This is a genomic window from Pseudomonas sp. MWU349 (genome assembly GCF_017947325.1).
GTDB classification, from domain to species: Bacteria; Pseudomonadota; Gammaproteobacteria; order Pseudomonadales; family Pseudomonadaceae; genus Aquipseudomonas; species Aquipseudomonas protegens.
Window position 1 is genome coordinate 402,918 of sequence record NZ_JAFEVP010000005.1, and the last position, 14,160, is coordinate 417,077.

Consider the following 14,160-nt stretch of genomic DNA (forward strand, 5'->3'; position numbering starts at 1 on the left):
ACGGCCATTCAGGCCGGCAGCAATTGCATGGCCTGGGCCTGGGACAGCGGGCTTTCATTGGCCAGGCGAGCCAGCAGCTCGGCATCGATCACCGGTTCCAGGCTCAACGGATCGCGCGGCAACACCTTGTGCGCCAGCACCAGATGAGCCAGGGCCAGGCGTCGATAATCCGCAGCCTGGCGCGTGGCCTCCCAGGCCATGAAGATGGCGCTGGCCAGGTGATAGAGCACACTGCCGGCCTGGCGCACCTGCTCATCCCGGCGCTGCTGCGCCACCGTGTGAAAGCTGGTCACGGTGCGCAGCAGCGCCGAGTCGAACAGCTTGCGGCTGGCTTCCGGCAAATCGGCCTCGGCCAGCAGCCCGGCCAGATAACCCTGCAACGGCTCCAGCGCCTGCTCCCGAGTCACCGCCCGGGCAATGTCCAGGGCAACGATGTTGCTGGTGCCCTCCCAGATCGACCCCAGGTGCGCATCGCGCACCAGCCGGGCATCGCTCCACTCCTCGATATAGCCAACCCCGCCGCGCACTTCCATGGCATCGCCGGTCACCCGGCGGGCATCACGGCAGGCGCGGAACTTGATCAGCGGCGTGAGGATCCGCACGCACTTACGCGCTGTCTCATCGCCGCCATCAGCCCGGGGCAGCAAGCTGGCGATCTGCATGAACATCGAGCGCGCCTGTTCGGTGGGCAGCATCATCTTCAGCAACTGGCGCTGCATCAGCGGCATTTCGATCAGGTGCTTGCCGAAGGCCCGGCGCTGGCGGGCGATGTACAACGCCTCGCTCAGCCCCCGGCGCATCAGCCCCGCCGCGCGCACGCCATTGGACAGGCGCGACATGTTGATCATGTCAGCCATCTGCTGAAAACCGCGGCCGACCTCACCGATCAGGTAGGCCGTGGCGCCTTCCAGGGTGATCTCGCCACTGGCCATGGAGCGGCTGCCCAGCTTGTCCTTCAGGCGCTGGATCCGGTAGTGGTTGCGCGAGCCGTCGGGCAGCACCTTGGGCAACAGGAACAGGGTCACCCCGGCCATGCCGGGCGGTGCGTCTTCCGGGCGCGCCAGGACCATGGCCAGGTCGGCATCCGGGTTGGAGCAGAACCACTTCTCACCGAACAGGCGCCATTGGCCATCTTCCAGCCGGGCCCGGGTTTCGGTACGCGAAACGTCGGAACCGGCGGCCTGTTCGGTCATGAACATCGCCCCCTGGAACAACGTCTCGAACTCCTGGGACTGCAACTGCGGCAGGTAGCGCGCCACCAGTTCCGGCGTACCGAACTTGCACAGGGTGCGGGTCAGGGAGTCGGTCATGCTCACCGGGCAGCACAGGCCGAACTCGGCCTGGACGAACAGGTAGGTCAGGGCGTACTTGATCAGCGGCGGCGGGCCACCGGGCTGGTGGCTCATGGCAGCCAGCCCCAGTTCGGCAAAGGCCACCCGTTCCAGGGTGACGTAGTCCGGATGCTTGGCAATGCTTTGCAGGTTCTCGCCGCGGCGGGTACGCGGTTGCAGCACCGGGGGATTCTTGTCGGCGCTCAGGGCCAGCACATCCAGCTCACCACCGGCCCGGGCGCCCAGGCGCTGCAAGGTGGGCAACCACTGCTGGTAGACCGCCGAGGGCAGGTAGACCTGGAGCAGCGCGGCCAGGCCGGCGTCGCACTCGAACAGGTTGATGCCGCGGCTGTCGGGGATGTTGAGGCTGTCTTCAATGGGGCGGGGCTCGGCGGTCATGGCGCGTCTCCTGTTTTTTGTAGGCCGAGACTAGAGCCGCCATCGATAAGTATCTAATACAAAATCAATCAACTACGATAAGAAATCCATATCGTAGAACCGGAGTCGCCATGGACCTCAAACAGTTGCGCTACTTCGTCGCGGTAGCCGAAGAACTGCATTTCGGGCGGGCCGCAAACCGTCTGTGCATTTCCCAGCCGGCCCTGAGTTTCGACATCAAGAAGCTTGAGGGGCAACTGGAAGTCCAACTGCTCAATCGCAACAACAAGTCGGTGAGCCTGACCAACGCCGGCCAGGTGCTGCTGGACGAGGCCCGCTACCTGTTGCTGCGTGCCGACCAGGCGCGGCACCTGACCCAGCGCTCGGCCGAGGGCTTTGCCGGGCGCCTGAGCCTGGGTTTCGTCAACTCGATCCTGCACCGCGGGCTGCCCGAGGCGGTCAAGGCCTTCGAACAGCAATACCCGGAAACCGAAGTGGTGCTGATGGAAATGAACAGCGCCGACCAGACCCAGGCCCTGCAACGCGGCCAGATCGACATCGGTTTCGTCCATGGCAACACCTTCGCCGCCGGCATCCACAGCGAACCGCTGCTGGCCGAGCCGTTCCTCTGCTGCCTGCCCCAGAGCCACTCGCTGGCCACCCAGGCGCGGATCGACCTGGCGCAACTGGCCCATGACGATTTCATCCTGTTTCCGCGGGCGGTCTCGCCGCACTACCACGACCTGATTATTTCCCGCTGCGTGGCGGCCGGGTTCAGCCCGCGCATACGCCACGAGACGCGGCTATGGCAAACGGTGGTGGCAATGGTGGCCCACGAGATGGGCGTGGCGCTGGTGCCCCAGACACTGGCCATGCTCGGCCAGCCGGGCGTGCATTACGGCGAGCTCGAAGGCACCGGCGCGCCTTCGCAGATCCAGGCGATCCGCCTGGAGGACAAGCCTTCGGCGGCGGCCGAAAGCTTTCTCGGGCTGCTCAAGTCCCTGATCAAACCGGCCGCTGGAGGGCGCTGAGCGTTGGGGCGCGATACGCATTCACGTATCAAACCATAAGATTTAATCATTATATTTTTCGATTCCTGCCTGTATAGGCTCCCAGCGGTCGGACCTTGCCAGAGGCCCATGCACCCGATCAGGGGCGCACATAACAATAAAAACGCAGGAATTGAACATGAACGCTGCCCAGGATGCCGCTGCCCACAAGAAAGCCCGCAAGGCGGGTATCGCCTCATTCATCGGCACCACCATCGAGTGGTATGACTTCTACGCCTACGGCATCGCCGCCGCCCTGGTGTTCGGCAAGGTGTTCTTTCCCGCCGACCTGCCCCCCGGCACGGCCACCCTGCTGTCCTTCCTGACCCTGTGGGCCGGGTTCATCGCCCGCCCCGTCGGCGGCATCATCTTCGGCCACATGGGCGACAAGATCGGCCGCAAGACCACCCTGGTGATCACCCTGATCATGATGGGCCTGGCCACCACCTGCATCGGCCTGCTGCCCAGCTACCTGCAGATCGGCGTCTGGGCCCCCATTGCCCTGGTGACCCTGCGCATCATCCAGGGCATCGCAGTGGGCGGCGAATGGGGCGGGGCGATCCTCATCGCCAGCGAAAGCGCGCCCAAGGGCAAGGGCATTCTCTATGCCGCCTTCGCCCAGCAGGGTTCGCCGGCCGGCAACCTGCTGGCAACCCTGGTGTTCTTCGGCCTCAGCGCCCTGCCGACTCCGGACTTTCTGCTCTGGGGCTGGCGCATTCCGTTCCTGCTGTCGGCGGTGCTGGTGATCATCGGCATGGTCATCCGCCTCAAGCTGGAAGAATCCGATGACATGAAGCGCCTGATGGAACAGAAAAAGACCGTCAAGCTGCCGATTCTCGAAGTCCTGCGCGACCACTGGCGCCTGGTGCTGCTGGGGGCCGGGGTGCTGCCGATCATCCACGTCACCTATTTCAAGAGCACCTTCGCCCTGTCCTGGGCCACCAAGGAGCTGGGCTACAGCCAGAGCAGCTTCCTCAGCGTGATCGTCATCGCCCTGGTGGTGCAGTTCATCACCCAGCCCCTGGGTGCGGTGCTGGTTTCACGCATGGACATGCGCAAGGCCATGGTGCTGATGGTGGTGCCCGAGTTGCTGCTGATGCCGGCGATGTTCTTCGCCGTGGAGACGGGGCACTACTGGATCGCGGTGCTGGGCATGTGCCTGGCCACGGTGCCGCACTCGATGTTCTATGGCGCGGTGGGCGGCATCCTGGCGCGGGCGTTTCCGACCCGGGTGCGCTACAGCGGGCTGTCGATCTCCTATCAGCTGTGTTCACTGCTGGTGGGCGGCGCCACGCCGGTGCTGGCCCAGAGCATCCTCAATGGCACCGGCAGCATCATCGGCGTGGCCATCGCCTCGGCCTGCTACGCCCTGGTCTCGCTGGCATGCATGCTGGCCCTGCTCAAGCGCATCGGCCATAACGCCGCCGAGCTGTCCACGGCAGAACAGGCGGATGCCGACGAATTGGCGCGCCAGACTGGCGCCCAGCCACCTGTGGATAAGGTTTCCCGGCCCGACCCGGCGCCCGGCAGCGAGCTACAGCCCGCTCGCTGATGCCCCCTGCAAGTGGTGCAGGCGCCGCTCATGCTCCAGCAACCAGCGCTTGCGCCACAGACCACCGCCATAGCCGGTCAGGGAGCCATCGGCGCCAATCACCCGGTGGCAGGCAATGACAATGGAAATCTGGTTGGCGGCATTGGCCCGGGCCACCGCGCGCACCGCTGAGGGCGAGCCGACCTGCCGCGCCACCTCGGCGTAGCTGCAGGTGGTACCCAGGGGAATGGCCCGCAGCGCCTGCCAGACGGTACGGGTAAAGGGCGAGGCGCTCATCGCCAGCGGTGTGGCGAAGTGCACCGCCTCGCCGGCGAAGTAACGCTGCAGTTCGGCCTCGATCTGGTCGATGGGGGCAAAACGCCCGAAACCTATGCTCGAACCGCTGCTCTTTTGCAGGTTCTGCAACTCATTGGCCAATGCCGGGCGGTCGAAGAATTCCAGCAAATGCAGGACCTGGGCGTCGGCCACCGCCAGCATCACGCCGATCGGGGTCTGCAACCAATCGACCTTGAGCAGTTCCCGCCCCCGCAGGTTGGACGGCGGCTGGCCCGCCAAGCGGCTGAAGGCGTGGCGAAAGCCGCTGTCGGAGTCGAAGCCGGCGCTGATCTGCGCCTCGATCACCGGCTCTCCCGAGGCCAGTTGCTGCATGCCCTGGCCCATGCGGCGCAGGCGCGCCATTTCCAGGAAGGTGACGCCGAAATAGCGCTTGAACGCACGGCGCACGGTGGATGGGTCCAGCCCCTGGGCGACCAGGTCGTCCTCGTACCACCGGCGTTCCGGGTCGCGGCCCAACTGCTCGAGCAAGGTCTGCACCCAGGGCTCCTGGACCCCGGCCCGCTCCAGCGGACGACAGCGCAGGCAGGCGCGGAACCCTGCTTCGACACACCCCTTGATGGAGCCGAAGAACACCGTGTTCTCGCGCTTGGGCTTGCGTGCAGCGCAGGTCAGGCGGCAGAACACGCCGGTACTCTTCACCCCGACAAAGGCAAAGCCTTCGTAGGCCGGGTCCCGGGCCAGCAGCGCCTGGTACAGGGTGTCGTCATCGGGAAGCTGGAACAGCAGAGGGGCATTTTCCATGGCCGCATCCTAAACCTTGAAGCATCGGGTTCGAGCACTCTAAACCCGCCCCTTGCCCCGCGCCGCTGAAAAACGGGCGTTGATTCTTCTATCAAGGCGCGCCCATCAAGCGCTGTTCAGATTCATGCACTATATTGGTGCAACGCCTTGCACTCAGGTGCCAATACCGGCCCATTTTGGTTCGAAAATACCCGCCAGAGCTGGCAAAACGCCACAGAACCAGGCTTCAAACGCCTGCTTCAGGGCATGCGCGCTTCTTTTCGGAGCCTTGGTTTGGTTTTTGCATTTTCTCCACCACCGCGCCTTAGCCGCGCGCGCACTTCGGGACCGGCCCCGGATTGTCTTGCTTCAAAAGAGGTCACCATCTACCCATGACCATCAGCGACCCACTGCACCGCCTGCTTCTGGACAACCTGACCACCGCCACCATCCTGCTCAATGCCGACCTGCGCCTTGAGTACATGAACCCGGCGGCGGAAATGCTCCTGGCCATCAGCGGCCAGCGCAGCCATGGGCAATTCATCAGCGAGCTGTTCACCGAATCCGCCGAGGCCCTGAGCTCCCTGCGCCAGGCAGTGGAGCAGGCGCACCCCTTCACCAAGCGCGAAGCCATGCTCACCGCACTGACCGGCCAGACCCTGACCGTCGACTACGCGGTAACGCCGATCCTCAGCAACGGCGACACCTTGCTGCTGCTGGAAGTCCACCCCCGGGACCGGCTGCTGCGGATCACCAAGGAAGAGGCCCAGTTGTCCAAGCAGGAAACCAGCAAGATGCTGGTGCGCGGCCTGGCCCATGAAATCAAGAACCCTTTGGGGGGCATTCGCGGCGCCGCACAGTTGCTGGCCCGGGAGCTGCCCGAGGAAAGCCTCAAGGACTACACCAACGTCATCATCGAAGAAGCCGACCGCCTGCGGAACCTGGTGGACCGCATGCTCGGCTCGAACAAGCTGCCATCCCTGGCCCTGACCAACATCCATGAAGTGCTGGAGCGGGTCAGCAGCCTGGTGGAAGCCGAAAGCCAGGGCTGCATCACCCTGGTGCGCGATTACGACCCGAGCATTCCCGACGTGCTGATCGACCGCGAACAGATGATCCAGGCGGTGCTCAACATCGTGCGCAACGCCATGCAGGCCATCAGCAGCCAGAATGAAATGCGCCTGGGGCGCATCACCCTGCGCAGCCGCACCATGCGCCAGTTCACCATCGGCCACGTGCGCCATCGCCTGGTGAGCAAGATCGAGATCATCGACAACGGGCCGGGCATCCCCGCGGAACTGCAGGACACCCTCTTCTTCCCCATGGTCAGCGGCCGCCCGGACGGTACCGGGCTGGGCCTGGCCATCACCCAGAACATCATTAGCCAGCACCAGGGTCTGATCGAATGTGACAGCCATCCTGGCCACACCACGTTCTCGATCTTTCTGCCACTGGAACAAGGAGCCCCATCGACATGAGCCGTAGTGAAACCGTGTGGATCGTCGATGACGACCGTTCTATCCGTTGGGTCCTGGAAAAAGCCTTGCAGCAGGAAGGGATGACCACCCAGAGCTTCGACAGCGCCGATGGGGTGATGAGCCGCCTGGCCCGCCAGGCCCCGGACGTGATCATTTCCGACATTCGCATGCCCGGCGCCAGTGGCCTGGACCTGCTGGCACGGATTCGCGAGCAGCACCCGCGCCTGCCGGTGATCATCATGACCGCCCACTCCGACCTGGACAGCGCTGTCGCCTCCTACCAGGGCGGTGCCTTCGAGTACCTGCCCAAGCCGTTCGATGTCGATGAAGCGGTGTCGCTGGTCAAGCGCGCCAATCAGCACGCCCAGGAACAGCAAGGCCTGGAAGTGCCGCCGACCCTGACTCGCACCCCGGAAATCATCGGTGAGGCGCCGGCCATGCAGGAGGTGTTCCGAGCCATCGGGCGCCTGAGCCATTCCAACATCACAGTGCTGATCAACGGCGAATCCGGTACCGGCAAGGAACTGGTAGCCCATGCCCTGCATCGCCACAGCCCGCGGGCGGCTTCGCCGTTCATCGCCCTGAACATGGCGGCGATCCCCAAGGACCTGATGGAGTCCGAGCTGTTCGGCCATGAAAAGGGCGCCTTCACCGGCGCGGCCAACCTGCGGCGCGGGCGCTTCGAGCAGGCCGACGGCGGCACCCTGTTCCTCGACGAGATCGGCGACATGCCAGCCGACACCCAGACCCGCCTGCTGAGGGTCCTGGCCGATGGCGAGTTCTATCGGGTCGGTGGCCATACCCCGGTCAAGGTCGATGTACGCATCATCGCCGCGACCCACCAGAACCTGGAAACCCTGGTGCACGCCGGCAAGTTCCGTGAGGACCTGTTCCACCGCCTCAACGTGATCCGCATCCATATCCCGCGCCTGTCGGACCGTCGCGAAGACATCCCGACCCTGGCCAGGCATTTCCTCAGCCGCGCCGCCCAGGAGCTGGCGGTGGAACCCAAGCTGCTGAAAAACGAAACCGAGGAATACCTGAAGAACCTGCCGTGGCCAGGCAACGTGCGCCAGCTGGAGAACACCTGCCGCTGGATCACGGTCATGGCCTCGGGCCGCGAGGTGCATATCAGCGACCTGCCACCGGAGTTGCTGAGCCTGCCCCAGGATTCGGCGCCGGTCACCAACTGGGAACAGGCCCTGCGCCAATGGGCCGACCAGGCCCTGGCCCGCGGGCAATCGAACCTGCTGGACAGCGCAGTACCGAGTTTCGAGCGGATCATGATCGAGACCGCCCTCAAGCACACCGCCGGCCGCCGCCGCGATGCCGCGGTCCTGTTGGGCTGGGGGCGCAATACCCTGACCCGCAAGATCAAGGAGCTGGGGATGAAGGTCGACGGTGGCGACGAGGATGAAGGCGAGGAAGGCTAAAGCCCCAGCCGCGGCATGTAGGAGCTGGCTTGCCAGCGAAGAGGCCCTTGAACCTTGCAGTGCGCCCACAGGCGCTTTCGCCGGCAAGCCGGCTCCTACGATGAGGATGAGCGTGCACCAGGATGGGGTGCATGCACTGCCCGAAGGCGCGCTGCAGCGCCATCCAGCCCGGGTACAACCCGGGCCTCAGCTCTGAAAAGCCCTCCGTCGAAAACGCAAAAGCCCCGGATTACGGGGCTTTCGGCTTTTTATCCCAGCAATCAACGCCTCTGCAGCCAAAACTGGCACGCCACCTGCAATAACCCAGTCACTACCCAGTTTCGGGGACCTTGGTACAGGCAGGCCGGGGATTCCCCTCTTTAACACCAGGCTCGGCACGCACATCGCGACAGCCAAAGGTTTCGGGAACCCCAGTACAGGCAGGCTGGGACTTCCCTCTTTAACACCAGGCCCACCCCGCTCACAGCGACGGGCCAGGCTTTCGGGAACCCCGGTACAGGCAGGCCGGGACTTCCCTCTTTAACACCAGGCCCACCCCGCTCACAGCGACGGGCCACGCTTTTGGGGACTCTGGTACAGGCAGGCCGGGACTTCCCTCTTTAATACCCGGCCCACCCCGCTCACAGCGACGGGCCACGCTTTTGGGGACCCTGGTACAGGCAGGCCGGGAATCCCCTTCTTTACACCGGGACTCATCGCCCTCGTGGCGCTCAGCCCCTCCCGCTTTTGGGGGCCTTGGTACAGGCAGGCCGGGGTTTCCCTCTTTTATTCCTCCCGCAGGTGGATCGCCAGGCGCCAGCGCCCCTGCACCTCGCTCCCGTCCCACTGCCCCCGCAGCGGCCGCGCGGCCACCAGGTTCAGCAGCAGGCCCTGGTCCGCCCGGCGCACCCGCCAGTTCACATTGCGCTGATTGACCTGCAACTGGCCCTTCTGTGCCTGCCCCTGGGCATCGAACAGCAGCGCCACGGTGCCATCGATGTGTTCCCCATGGAGCTTGGGCTCATGGTTGAACCACAGCACCAGCCCATCGGGCGCCACCTCGACCTGCTGCAACGCCACCGGATCAGGCTGGGTCAGGCGGCCGATCATCAGCCCTACCATCACCCCGACAATCGCCAGGGAGCCGAACACCCGCAGCATTAGCTTCGGTCGCGAGTACGCTTCAGGCGTAGAATGCAGCCTGTCTTTCTCTTCGGAGCCGTGCATGTTTCACGTCATCCTCTTTCAACCAGAAATTCCGCCGAATACCGGCAACGTTATCAGGCTGTGCGCCAACAGCGGCTGCCACCTGCATTTGATCGAGCCGCTGGGTTTCGAAATGGACGACAAGCGCCTGCGCCGTGCCGGCCTCGACTACCACGAATACGCCACCCTGCAACGCCATGCCGACCTTGCCAGTTGCCTGGAAAGCCTCGGCCAGCCGCGCCTGTTCGCCTTCACCACCAAGGGCTCGCGCCCCTTCCATGACGCCAGCTTCCAGGAGGGCGACGCCTTCCTGTTCGGCCCCGAGAGCCGAGGCCTGCCGGCGGACGTGCTGGATGCCCTGCCCGGCGAACAGCGCCTGCGCCTGCCCATGCGCGAAGGCTGCCGCAGCCTGAACCTGTCCAACACCGTGGCCGTGGCGGTCTATGAAGGCTGGAGACAGTTGGGGTTCAAGTAGGGCCTGGGGCTCGCGGGCAAGCCCGCTCCTACAGGTTTTGCCCGAGCATGAAAAAAGCGCCGTTACAGGCGCTTTTTTCGTACCGCAACCCGCACTTACTGAACGGTGTTTTCACCAGCGGACTGCAGGCGTTGCAGCTCTTGGGCGTACAGCGCATCGAAGTTCACCGGGGCCAGCATCAGCGCCGGGAACGAACCGCGGGTCACCAGGCTGTCCAGCGCTTCACGAGCGTAAGGGAACAGGATGTTCGGGCAGAAAGCACCCAGGGTGTGGCTCATGGAAGCCTCGTCCAGGTTCTTGATCAGGAAGATACCGGCCTGCTGGACTTCAGCGATGAAGGCCACTTCGTCGCCGTTCTTCACGGTCACGGACAGGGTCAGCACCACTTCGTGGAAGTCGGCTTCCAACGCTGTCTGACGGGTATTGAGGTCCAGGCCGACGCTAGGTTCCCACTGCTGACGGAAGATCGCCGGGCTTTTCGGCGCTTCGAAGGACAGGTCACGCACGTAGATACGCTGCAGGGAGAATTGCGGTGCGCTTTCGTCGTCGGCAACGGTGTTCTGTTGGTCAGTCATCTCAGAGTCCTTCTTGATCTTGGGTCTATAGGGTTGGGAATTTCAGGCCGCTAGCAGCGCGTCGAGCTTGCCGGCACGCTCCAGGGCGAACAAATCATCACAGCCACCTACGTGGGTGGCGCCGATCCAGATCTGCGGCACGGACGTACGCCCGGCCTTCTGGGCCATCTCGGCGCGTACCTGAGGCTTGCCATCGACCTTGATCTCTTCGAAGGCTACGCCTTTGCTCGCCAGCAGATGCTTGGCGCGTGAGCAGTAAGGGCAGTAATCACTGGAGTAGACGATGACCTTGGACATTACTTCACCAATGGCAGGTTATCGGCCTTCCAGCTGGCCACGCCGCCGGACAGCTTGGCCGCGGTGAAACCGGCCTTGAGCAGCTCGCGGGCGTGGGTGCCGGCGTGCTGGCCCTGGGCGTCCACCAGGATGATGGTCTTGGCCTTGTGCTTCTCCAGCTCGCCGACACGGGCGGCCAGCTTGTCCTGGGGAATGTTCAGTGCACCGACGATATGGCCGGCGGCATAGTCCTTGGATGGACGGATATCGATCACGACGCCCTGCTCGCTGTTGACCAGCGCGGTCAGTTCACGGGTGCTGAGGCTGCGGCCACCGCGGCTCAATTCATGAGCGATCAACAGAGCCAGCAGGATGGCGAAGGCGCCGACGAGCAAGTAGTGTTCAGTGGCGAATTGAATCAGGTGAGCAACCATCTAAGGAGGTTCCAGGGCGTTAAAATGTCGGCCAGTATACACAGCCCTCCGGGTCGACCAAACCCCGCCCGGCGGTGACTCCACCGGAACTTCGCTTTAAACTGCCACTCCCTTTTTCAACACCTCCCTTTCATCTCTATCCTATCCAGCCACGAGTGGACGCCATGACTACCACGCCTAAACCTTTGGTCCTGATGATTCTGGATGGCTTCGGTCACAGCGAAAGCCACGAATCCAACGCCGTCTATGCGGCCAAGAAGCCGGTCCTGGACCGCTTGTGCGCCAGCATGCCCAACGGCCTGATCTCGGGTTCGGGCATGGATGTCGGCCTGCCGGACGGGCAGATGGGCAACTCTGAAGTCGGCCACATGAACCTCGGCGCCGGCCGCGTGGTGTACCAGGACTTCACCCGGGTGACCAAGGCCATCCGTGACGGTGAGTTCTTCGAGAACCCGACCATTTGCGCGGCCGTGGACAAGGCCGTGGATGCCGGCAAGGCCGTGCACATCCTCGGCCTGCTGTCCGACGGCGGCGTGCACAGCCACCAGGACCACCTGGTCGCCATGGCCGAACTGGCCTTCAAGCGCGGCGCCGAGAAGATCTACCTGCATGCCTTCCTCGATGGCCGCGATACGCCGCCCAAAAGCGCCCAGTCGTCCATCGAACTGCTGGACGAAACCTTCAAGACCCTGGGCAAGGGCCGCATCGCCAGCCTGATCGGCCGTTACTTCGCCATGGACCGCGACAATCGCTGGGACCGCGTGGCCCAGGCCTACAACCTGATCGTCGACGGCCAGGGCCAGTTCAACGCCGCCACCGCCCAGGAAGGCCTGCAAGCCGCCTACGCCCGTGAAGAGAGCGACGAATTCGTCAAGGCCACCACCATCGGCGAACCGGTCAAGGTCGAGGACGGCGATGCCGTGGTGTTCATGAACTTCCGCGCCGACCGCGCACGGGAGCTGACCCGGGTCTTCGTCGAAGACGGCTTCAAGGACTTCGAACGCCCACGCCAGCCCAAGCTGGCCGGCTTCGTCATGCTCACCCAGTACGCCGCCAGCATCCCGGCGCCGGCGGCCTTTGCCCCGGGCAGCCTGGAGAACGTGCTGGGCGACTACCTGGCGAAAAACGGCAAGACCCAGCTGCGCATCGCCGAAACCGAGAAGTACGCCCACGTCACCTTCTTCTTCTCCGGTGGCCGCGAAGAGCCGTTCCCGGGCGAGGAGCGCATCCTGATCCCGTCGCCGAAAGTCGCCACCTACGACCTGCAGCCGGAAATGAGTGCCCCGGAAGTCACCGACAAGATCGTCGACGCCATCGAGCACCAGCGTTATGACGTGATCATCGTCAACTACGCCAACGGCGACATGGTCGGCCACAGCGGCGTGTTCGAGGCGGCGGTCAAAGCCGTGGAATGCCTGGACCTGTGCGTCGGACGTATCGTCGACGCCCTGGAAAAGGTCGGCGGCGAAGCCCTGATCACCGCCGACCACGGCAACGTCGAGCAGATGTCCGACGAATCCACCGGCCAGGCCCACACCGCCCACACTACCGAGCCGGTGCCATTCATCTATGTTGGCAAACGTGCGTTGAAAGTCCGTGAAGGCGGGGTTCTGGCGGACGTGGCGCCCACCATGCTCAAGCTGCTGGGCCTGCCCAAGCCCGCGGAAATGACCGGCACGTCGATCCTGGTGGACCCGGCGCACTGATCCCTCCAGCTCGCCATTGCAGTCAAAAACGCCCGATGCAACCATCGGGCGTTTTTCATGATGGCCTTGCACCGGGCGAGTCAGGGCCCTGGCAGTACAAGCAGACAAGCGCCGGGCACTTATTGAATAATGATTATCGTTATCAATAGCAGCAGAGAAAATCTCCATGAACAAGACGGCTACGCTGCTTCTGGCCTCCCTCCTGTCAGGCTGCGCAAGCCAGGTTCCGGCTCAACAGCCGGTAGATGCCAGTGCCCTCGCACAGCAACACAGCCCGGTGGAAATGGATGCGCAGACCTCCGATAAATTGAAAGCGCTGCTGAAGATCCAGCCACCCCGGGGCTCTACCGACATAGGCCAGATGAACGACCTGATTTCCCGGGAGTTCCTGCACACGCCTTACGCGGCGAACCGGCTGCAAGGCTCTGCAACCCTGGCCGAGAAGCTGGTGGTCGACTTCAGGGGCCTGGACTGCTTCACCTACCTGGATTACGTCGAGGCCTTGCGCCAGTCCAGCGACGAGGCCGGCTTCATCAACAACCTGGTGCAGATTCGCTACGTGAACGGCGATATCAACTTCCTCAACCGCCGCCACTTCTTCACCGACTGGGCTCACGCCGGGCACCCCATGGCCGATGATGTGACCGCCCAGCTGAGTGCGAACGCGGTGACCGTGGCCAAGCGCCTCAATCAAAAGGCCGATGGCGGCCGCTACCTGCCCGGCCTGCCCGTGGCCGCACGCGACATCACCTACATTCCCAGCGCATTGATTGACCAGCATCTGCTCAGCCACCTGCGAACCGGCGACTACATCGGCATCTACACCCCCCTCTCGGGCCTGGACGTCACCCATACCGGGTTGTTCATCCAGACGCCCCAGGGCCCGGTCCTGCGCAACGCCTCCTCGAAAAAAGACCAGGGCGCGGTGATCGACTCGCCGTTCATGGAGTACGTCCACAACGTCCCGGGAATCGTGGTCCTGCGGGCCCGCCAAGACAGCCAGGCCGGCCAGGATGCCTCGGCCGCGAAGGCCGGCACCCAAGCGCTGCAGCATCAGGCTCGCTCGCCCGCACAAGGTTGATCGGCGCCGCCGCCCCAGGCCACGGCGGCGGCACGCTGATAGCAAATGGCCCAATAACCGCCCGGAAACGGCTTTTTATGACGAACGCCTCAAAGCAGTTGGCTTTGAGGCGTTTTTTTTGCGGCGATGGGCGGGCATACTAGGCCGTCCC

At 64.0% G+C, this 14,160-nt stretch carries 13 protein-coding genes; 7 read left to right on the forward strand and 6 right to left on the reverse strand.

The window, feature by feature from the left end; genetic code table 11:
- Window positions 1-8 precede the first annotated feature (8 nt).
- Window positions 9-1,730 carry an acyl-CoA dehydrogenase family protein gene (locus tag KCG88_RS21870; RefSeq protein ID WP_210713069.1) on the reverse strand — a complete coding sequence of 574 codons (1,722 nt, stop codon included), beginning with the start codon at window positions 1,728-1,730 and terminating at the stop codon, window positions 9-11.
- A gap of 110 nt (window positions 1,731-1,840) precedes the next feature.
- On the opposite strand from KCG88_RS21870, the gene KCG88_RS21875 reads away from it, so the two are divergent.
- Together KCG88_RS21875 and KCG88_RS21880 are read left to right on the forward strand one after the other, a co-directional pair.
- Entirely contained in the window at window positions 1,841-2,740 is a 900-nt protein-coding gene (locus tag KCG88_RS21875) for a LysR family transcriptional regulator (protein WP_210713070.1), read from the forward strand.
- A gap of 157 nt (window positions 2,741-2,897) precedes the next feature.
- Window positions 2,898-4,310, forward strand: coding sequence for an MFS transporter (locus tag KCG88_RS21880; protein ID WP_047283562.1), 1,413 nt, complete (start codon window positions 2,898-2,900; stop codon window positions 4,308-4,310).
- On the opposite strand, the gene KCG88_RS21885 is transcribed toward KCG88_RS21880, so the two are convergent.
- Window positions 4,293-5,387 (reverse strand): trifunctional transcriptional activator/DNA repair protein Ada/methylated-DNA--[protein]-cysteine S-methyltransferase, encoded by a 1,095-nt coding sequence (locus KCG88_RS21885; protein WP_011058754.1) that lies wholly within the window; start codon window positions 5,385-5,387, stop codon window positions 4,293-4,295. The genes KCG88_RS21880 and KCG88_RS21885 overlap by 18 nt on opposite strands.
- A 371-nt stretch (window positions 5,388-5,758) precedes the next feature.
- Here KCG88_RS21885 and glnL point away from each other — a divergent pair, with 371 nt between their 5' ends.
- Complete coding sequence (glnL, locus tag KCG88_RS21890) at window positions 5,759-6,844, forward strand: nitrogen regulation protein NR(II) (protein ID WP_011058753.1); 1,086 nt, start codon at window positions 5,759-5,761, stop codon at window positions 6,842-6,844.
- Entirely contained in the window at window positions 6,841-8,277 is a 1,437-nt protein-coding gene (gene ntrC / locus KCG88_RS21895; RefSeq protein WP_047283560.1) for a nitrogen regulation protein NR(I), read from the forward strand. The genes glnL and ntrC overlap by 4 nt, the downstream gene beginning before the upstream one ends.
- A gap of 765 nt (window positions 8,278-9,042) precedes the next feature.
- Here the strand turns inward: ntrC and KCG88_RS21900 are convergent.
- Window positions 9,043-9,483: a hypothetical protein gene (locus KCG88_RS21900; protein WP_047283559.1), complete on the reverse strand. Its 441-nt coding sequence runs from the start codon at window positions 9,481-9,483 to the stop codon at window positions 9,043-9,045.
- Between KCG88_RS21900 and trmL the strand changes: the two genes are divergently transcribed.
- Window positions 9,482-9,937 carry a tRNA (uridine(34)/cytosine(34)/5-carboxymethylaminomethyluridine(34)-2'-O)-methyltransferase TrmL gene (gene trmL, locus KCG88_RS21905; protein WP_047283558.1) on the forward strand — a complete coding sequence of 152 codons (456 nt, stop codon included), beginning with the start codon at window positions 9,482-9,484 and terminating at the stop codon, window positions 9,935-9,937. The two genes, KCG88_RS21900 and trmL, sit on opposite strands and share 2 nt — an antisense overlap.
- A 95-nt stretch (window positions 9,938-10,032) precedes the next feature.
- On the opposite strand, the gene secB is transcribed toward trmL, so the two are convergent.
- The 3 genes from secB to KCG88_RS21920 are packed head-to-tail and all read right to left on the reverse strand — an operon-like array spanning window position 10,033 to window position 11,222.
- Window positions 10,033-10,512, reverse strand: a complete 480-nt coding sequence (secB, locus tag KCG88_RS21910) for a protein-export chaperone SecB (RefSeq protein ID WP_011058749.1) — start codon at window positions 10,510-10,512, stop codon at window positions 10,033-10,035.
- Window positions 10,513-10,554: 42 nt separating this feature from the next.
- Window positions 10,555-10,809 (reverse strand): glutaredoxin 3, encoded by a 255-nt coding sequence (grxC, locus tag KCG88_RS21915; RefSeq protein WP_011058748.1) that lies wholly within the window; start codon window positions 10,807-10,809, stop codon window positions 10,555-10,557.
- A complete protein-coding gene (locus tag KCG88_RS21920; RefSeq protein ID WP_210713071.1) occupies window positions 10,809-11,222 on the reverse strand; it encodes a rhodanese-like domain-containing protein in 414 nt (137 codons plus the stop codon). The genes grxC and KCG88_RS21920 overlap by 1 nt, the downstream gene beginning before the upstream one ends.
- A gap of 164 nt (window positions 11,223-11,386) precedes the next feature.
- Between KCG88_RS21920 and gpmI the strand changes: the two genes are divergently transcribed.
- Window positions 11,387-12,928, forward strand: a complete 1,542-nt coding sequence (gpmI, locus tag KCG88_RS21925) for a 2,3-bisphosphoglycerate-independent phosphoglycerate mutase (protein ID WP_047335459.1) — start codon at window positions 11,387-11,389, stop codon at window positions 12,926-12,928.
- Between the two features lie 166 nt (window positions 12,929-13,094).
- Window positions 13,095-14,009 carry a DUF1460 domain-containing protein gene (locus tag KCG88_RS21930; protein ID WP_210713072.1) on the forward strand — a complete coding sequence of 305 codons (915 nt, stop codon included), beginning with the start codon at window positions 13,095-13,097 and terminating at the stop codon, window positions 14,007-14,009.
- The last annotated feature ends 151 nt before the right edge of the window (window positions 14,010-14,160 follow it).

Bases quoted from the DNA above. Each gene is read 5' to 3' on its own strand.
- KCG88_RS21870 (WP_210713069.1), bottom strand. From the start codon at position 1,730: ATGACCGCCGAGCCCCGCCCCATTGAAGACAGCCTCAACATCCCCGAC.
- KCG88_RS21875 (WP_210713070.1), top strand. From the start codon at position 1,841: ATGGACCTCAAACAGTTGCGCTACTTCGTCGCGGTAGCCGAAGAACTG.
- KCG88_RS21880 (WP_047283562.1), top strand. From the start codon at position 2,898: ATGAACGCTGCCCAGGATGCCGCTGCCCACAAGAAAGCCCGCAAGGCG.
- KCG88_RS21885 (WP_011058754.1), bottom strand. From the start codon at position 5,387: ATGGAAAATGCCCCTCTGCTGTTCCAGCTTCCCGATGACGACACCCTG.
- glnL (WP_011058753.1), top strand. From the start codon at position 5,759: ATGACCATCAGCGACCCACTGCACCGCCTGCTTCTGGACAACCTGACC.
- ntrC (WP_047283560.1), top strand. From the start codon at position 6,841: ATGAGCCGTAGTGAAACCGTGTGGATCGTCGATGACGACCGTTCTATC.
- trmL (WP_047283558.1), top strand. From the start codon at position 9,482: ATGTTTCACGTCATCCTCTTTCAACCAGAAATTCCGCCGAATACCGGC.
- KCG88_RS21900 (WP_047283559.1), bottom strand. From the start codon at position 9,483: ATGCACGGCTCCGAAGAGAAAGACAGGCTGCATTCTACGCCTGAAGCG.
- secB (WP_011058749.1), bottom strand. From the start codon at position 10,512: ATGACTGACCAACAGAACACCGTTGCCGACGACGAAAGCGCACCGCAA.
- grxC (WP_011058748.1), bottom strand. From the start codon at position 10,809: ATGTCCAAGGTCATCGTCTACTCCAGTGATTACTGCCCTTACTGCTCA.
- KCG88_RS21920 (WP_210713071.1), bottom strand. From the start codon at position 11,222: ATGGTTGCTCACCTGATTCAATTCGCCACTGAACACTACTTGCTCGTC.
- gpmI (WP_047335459.1), top strand. From the start codon at position 11,387: ATGACTACCACGCCTAAACCTTTGGTCCTGATGATTCTGGATGGCTTC.
- KCG88_RS21930 (WP_210713072.1), top strand. From the start codon at position 13,095: ATGAACAAGACGGCTACGCTGCTTCTGGCCTCCCTCCTGTCAGGCTGC.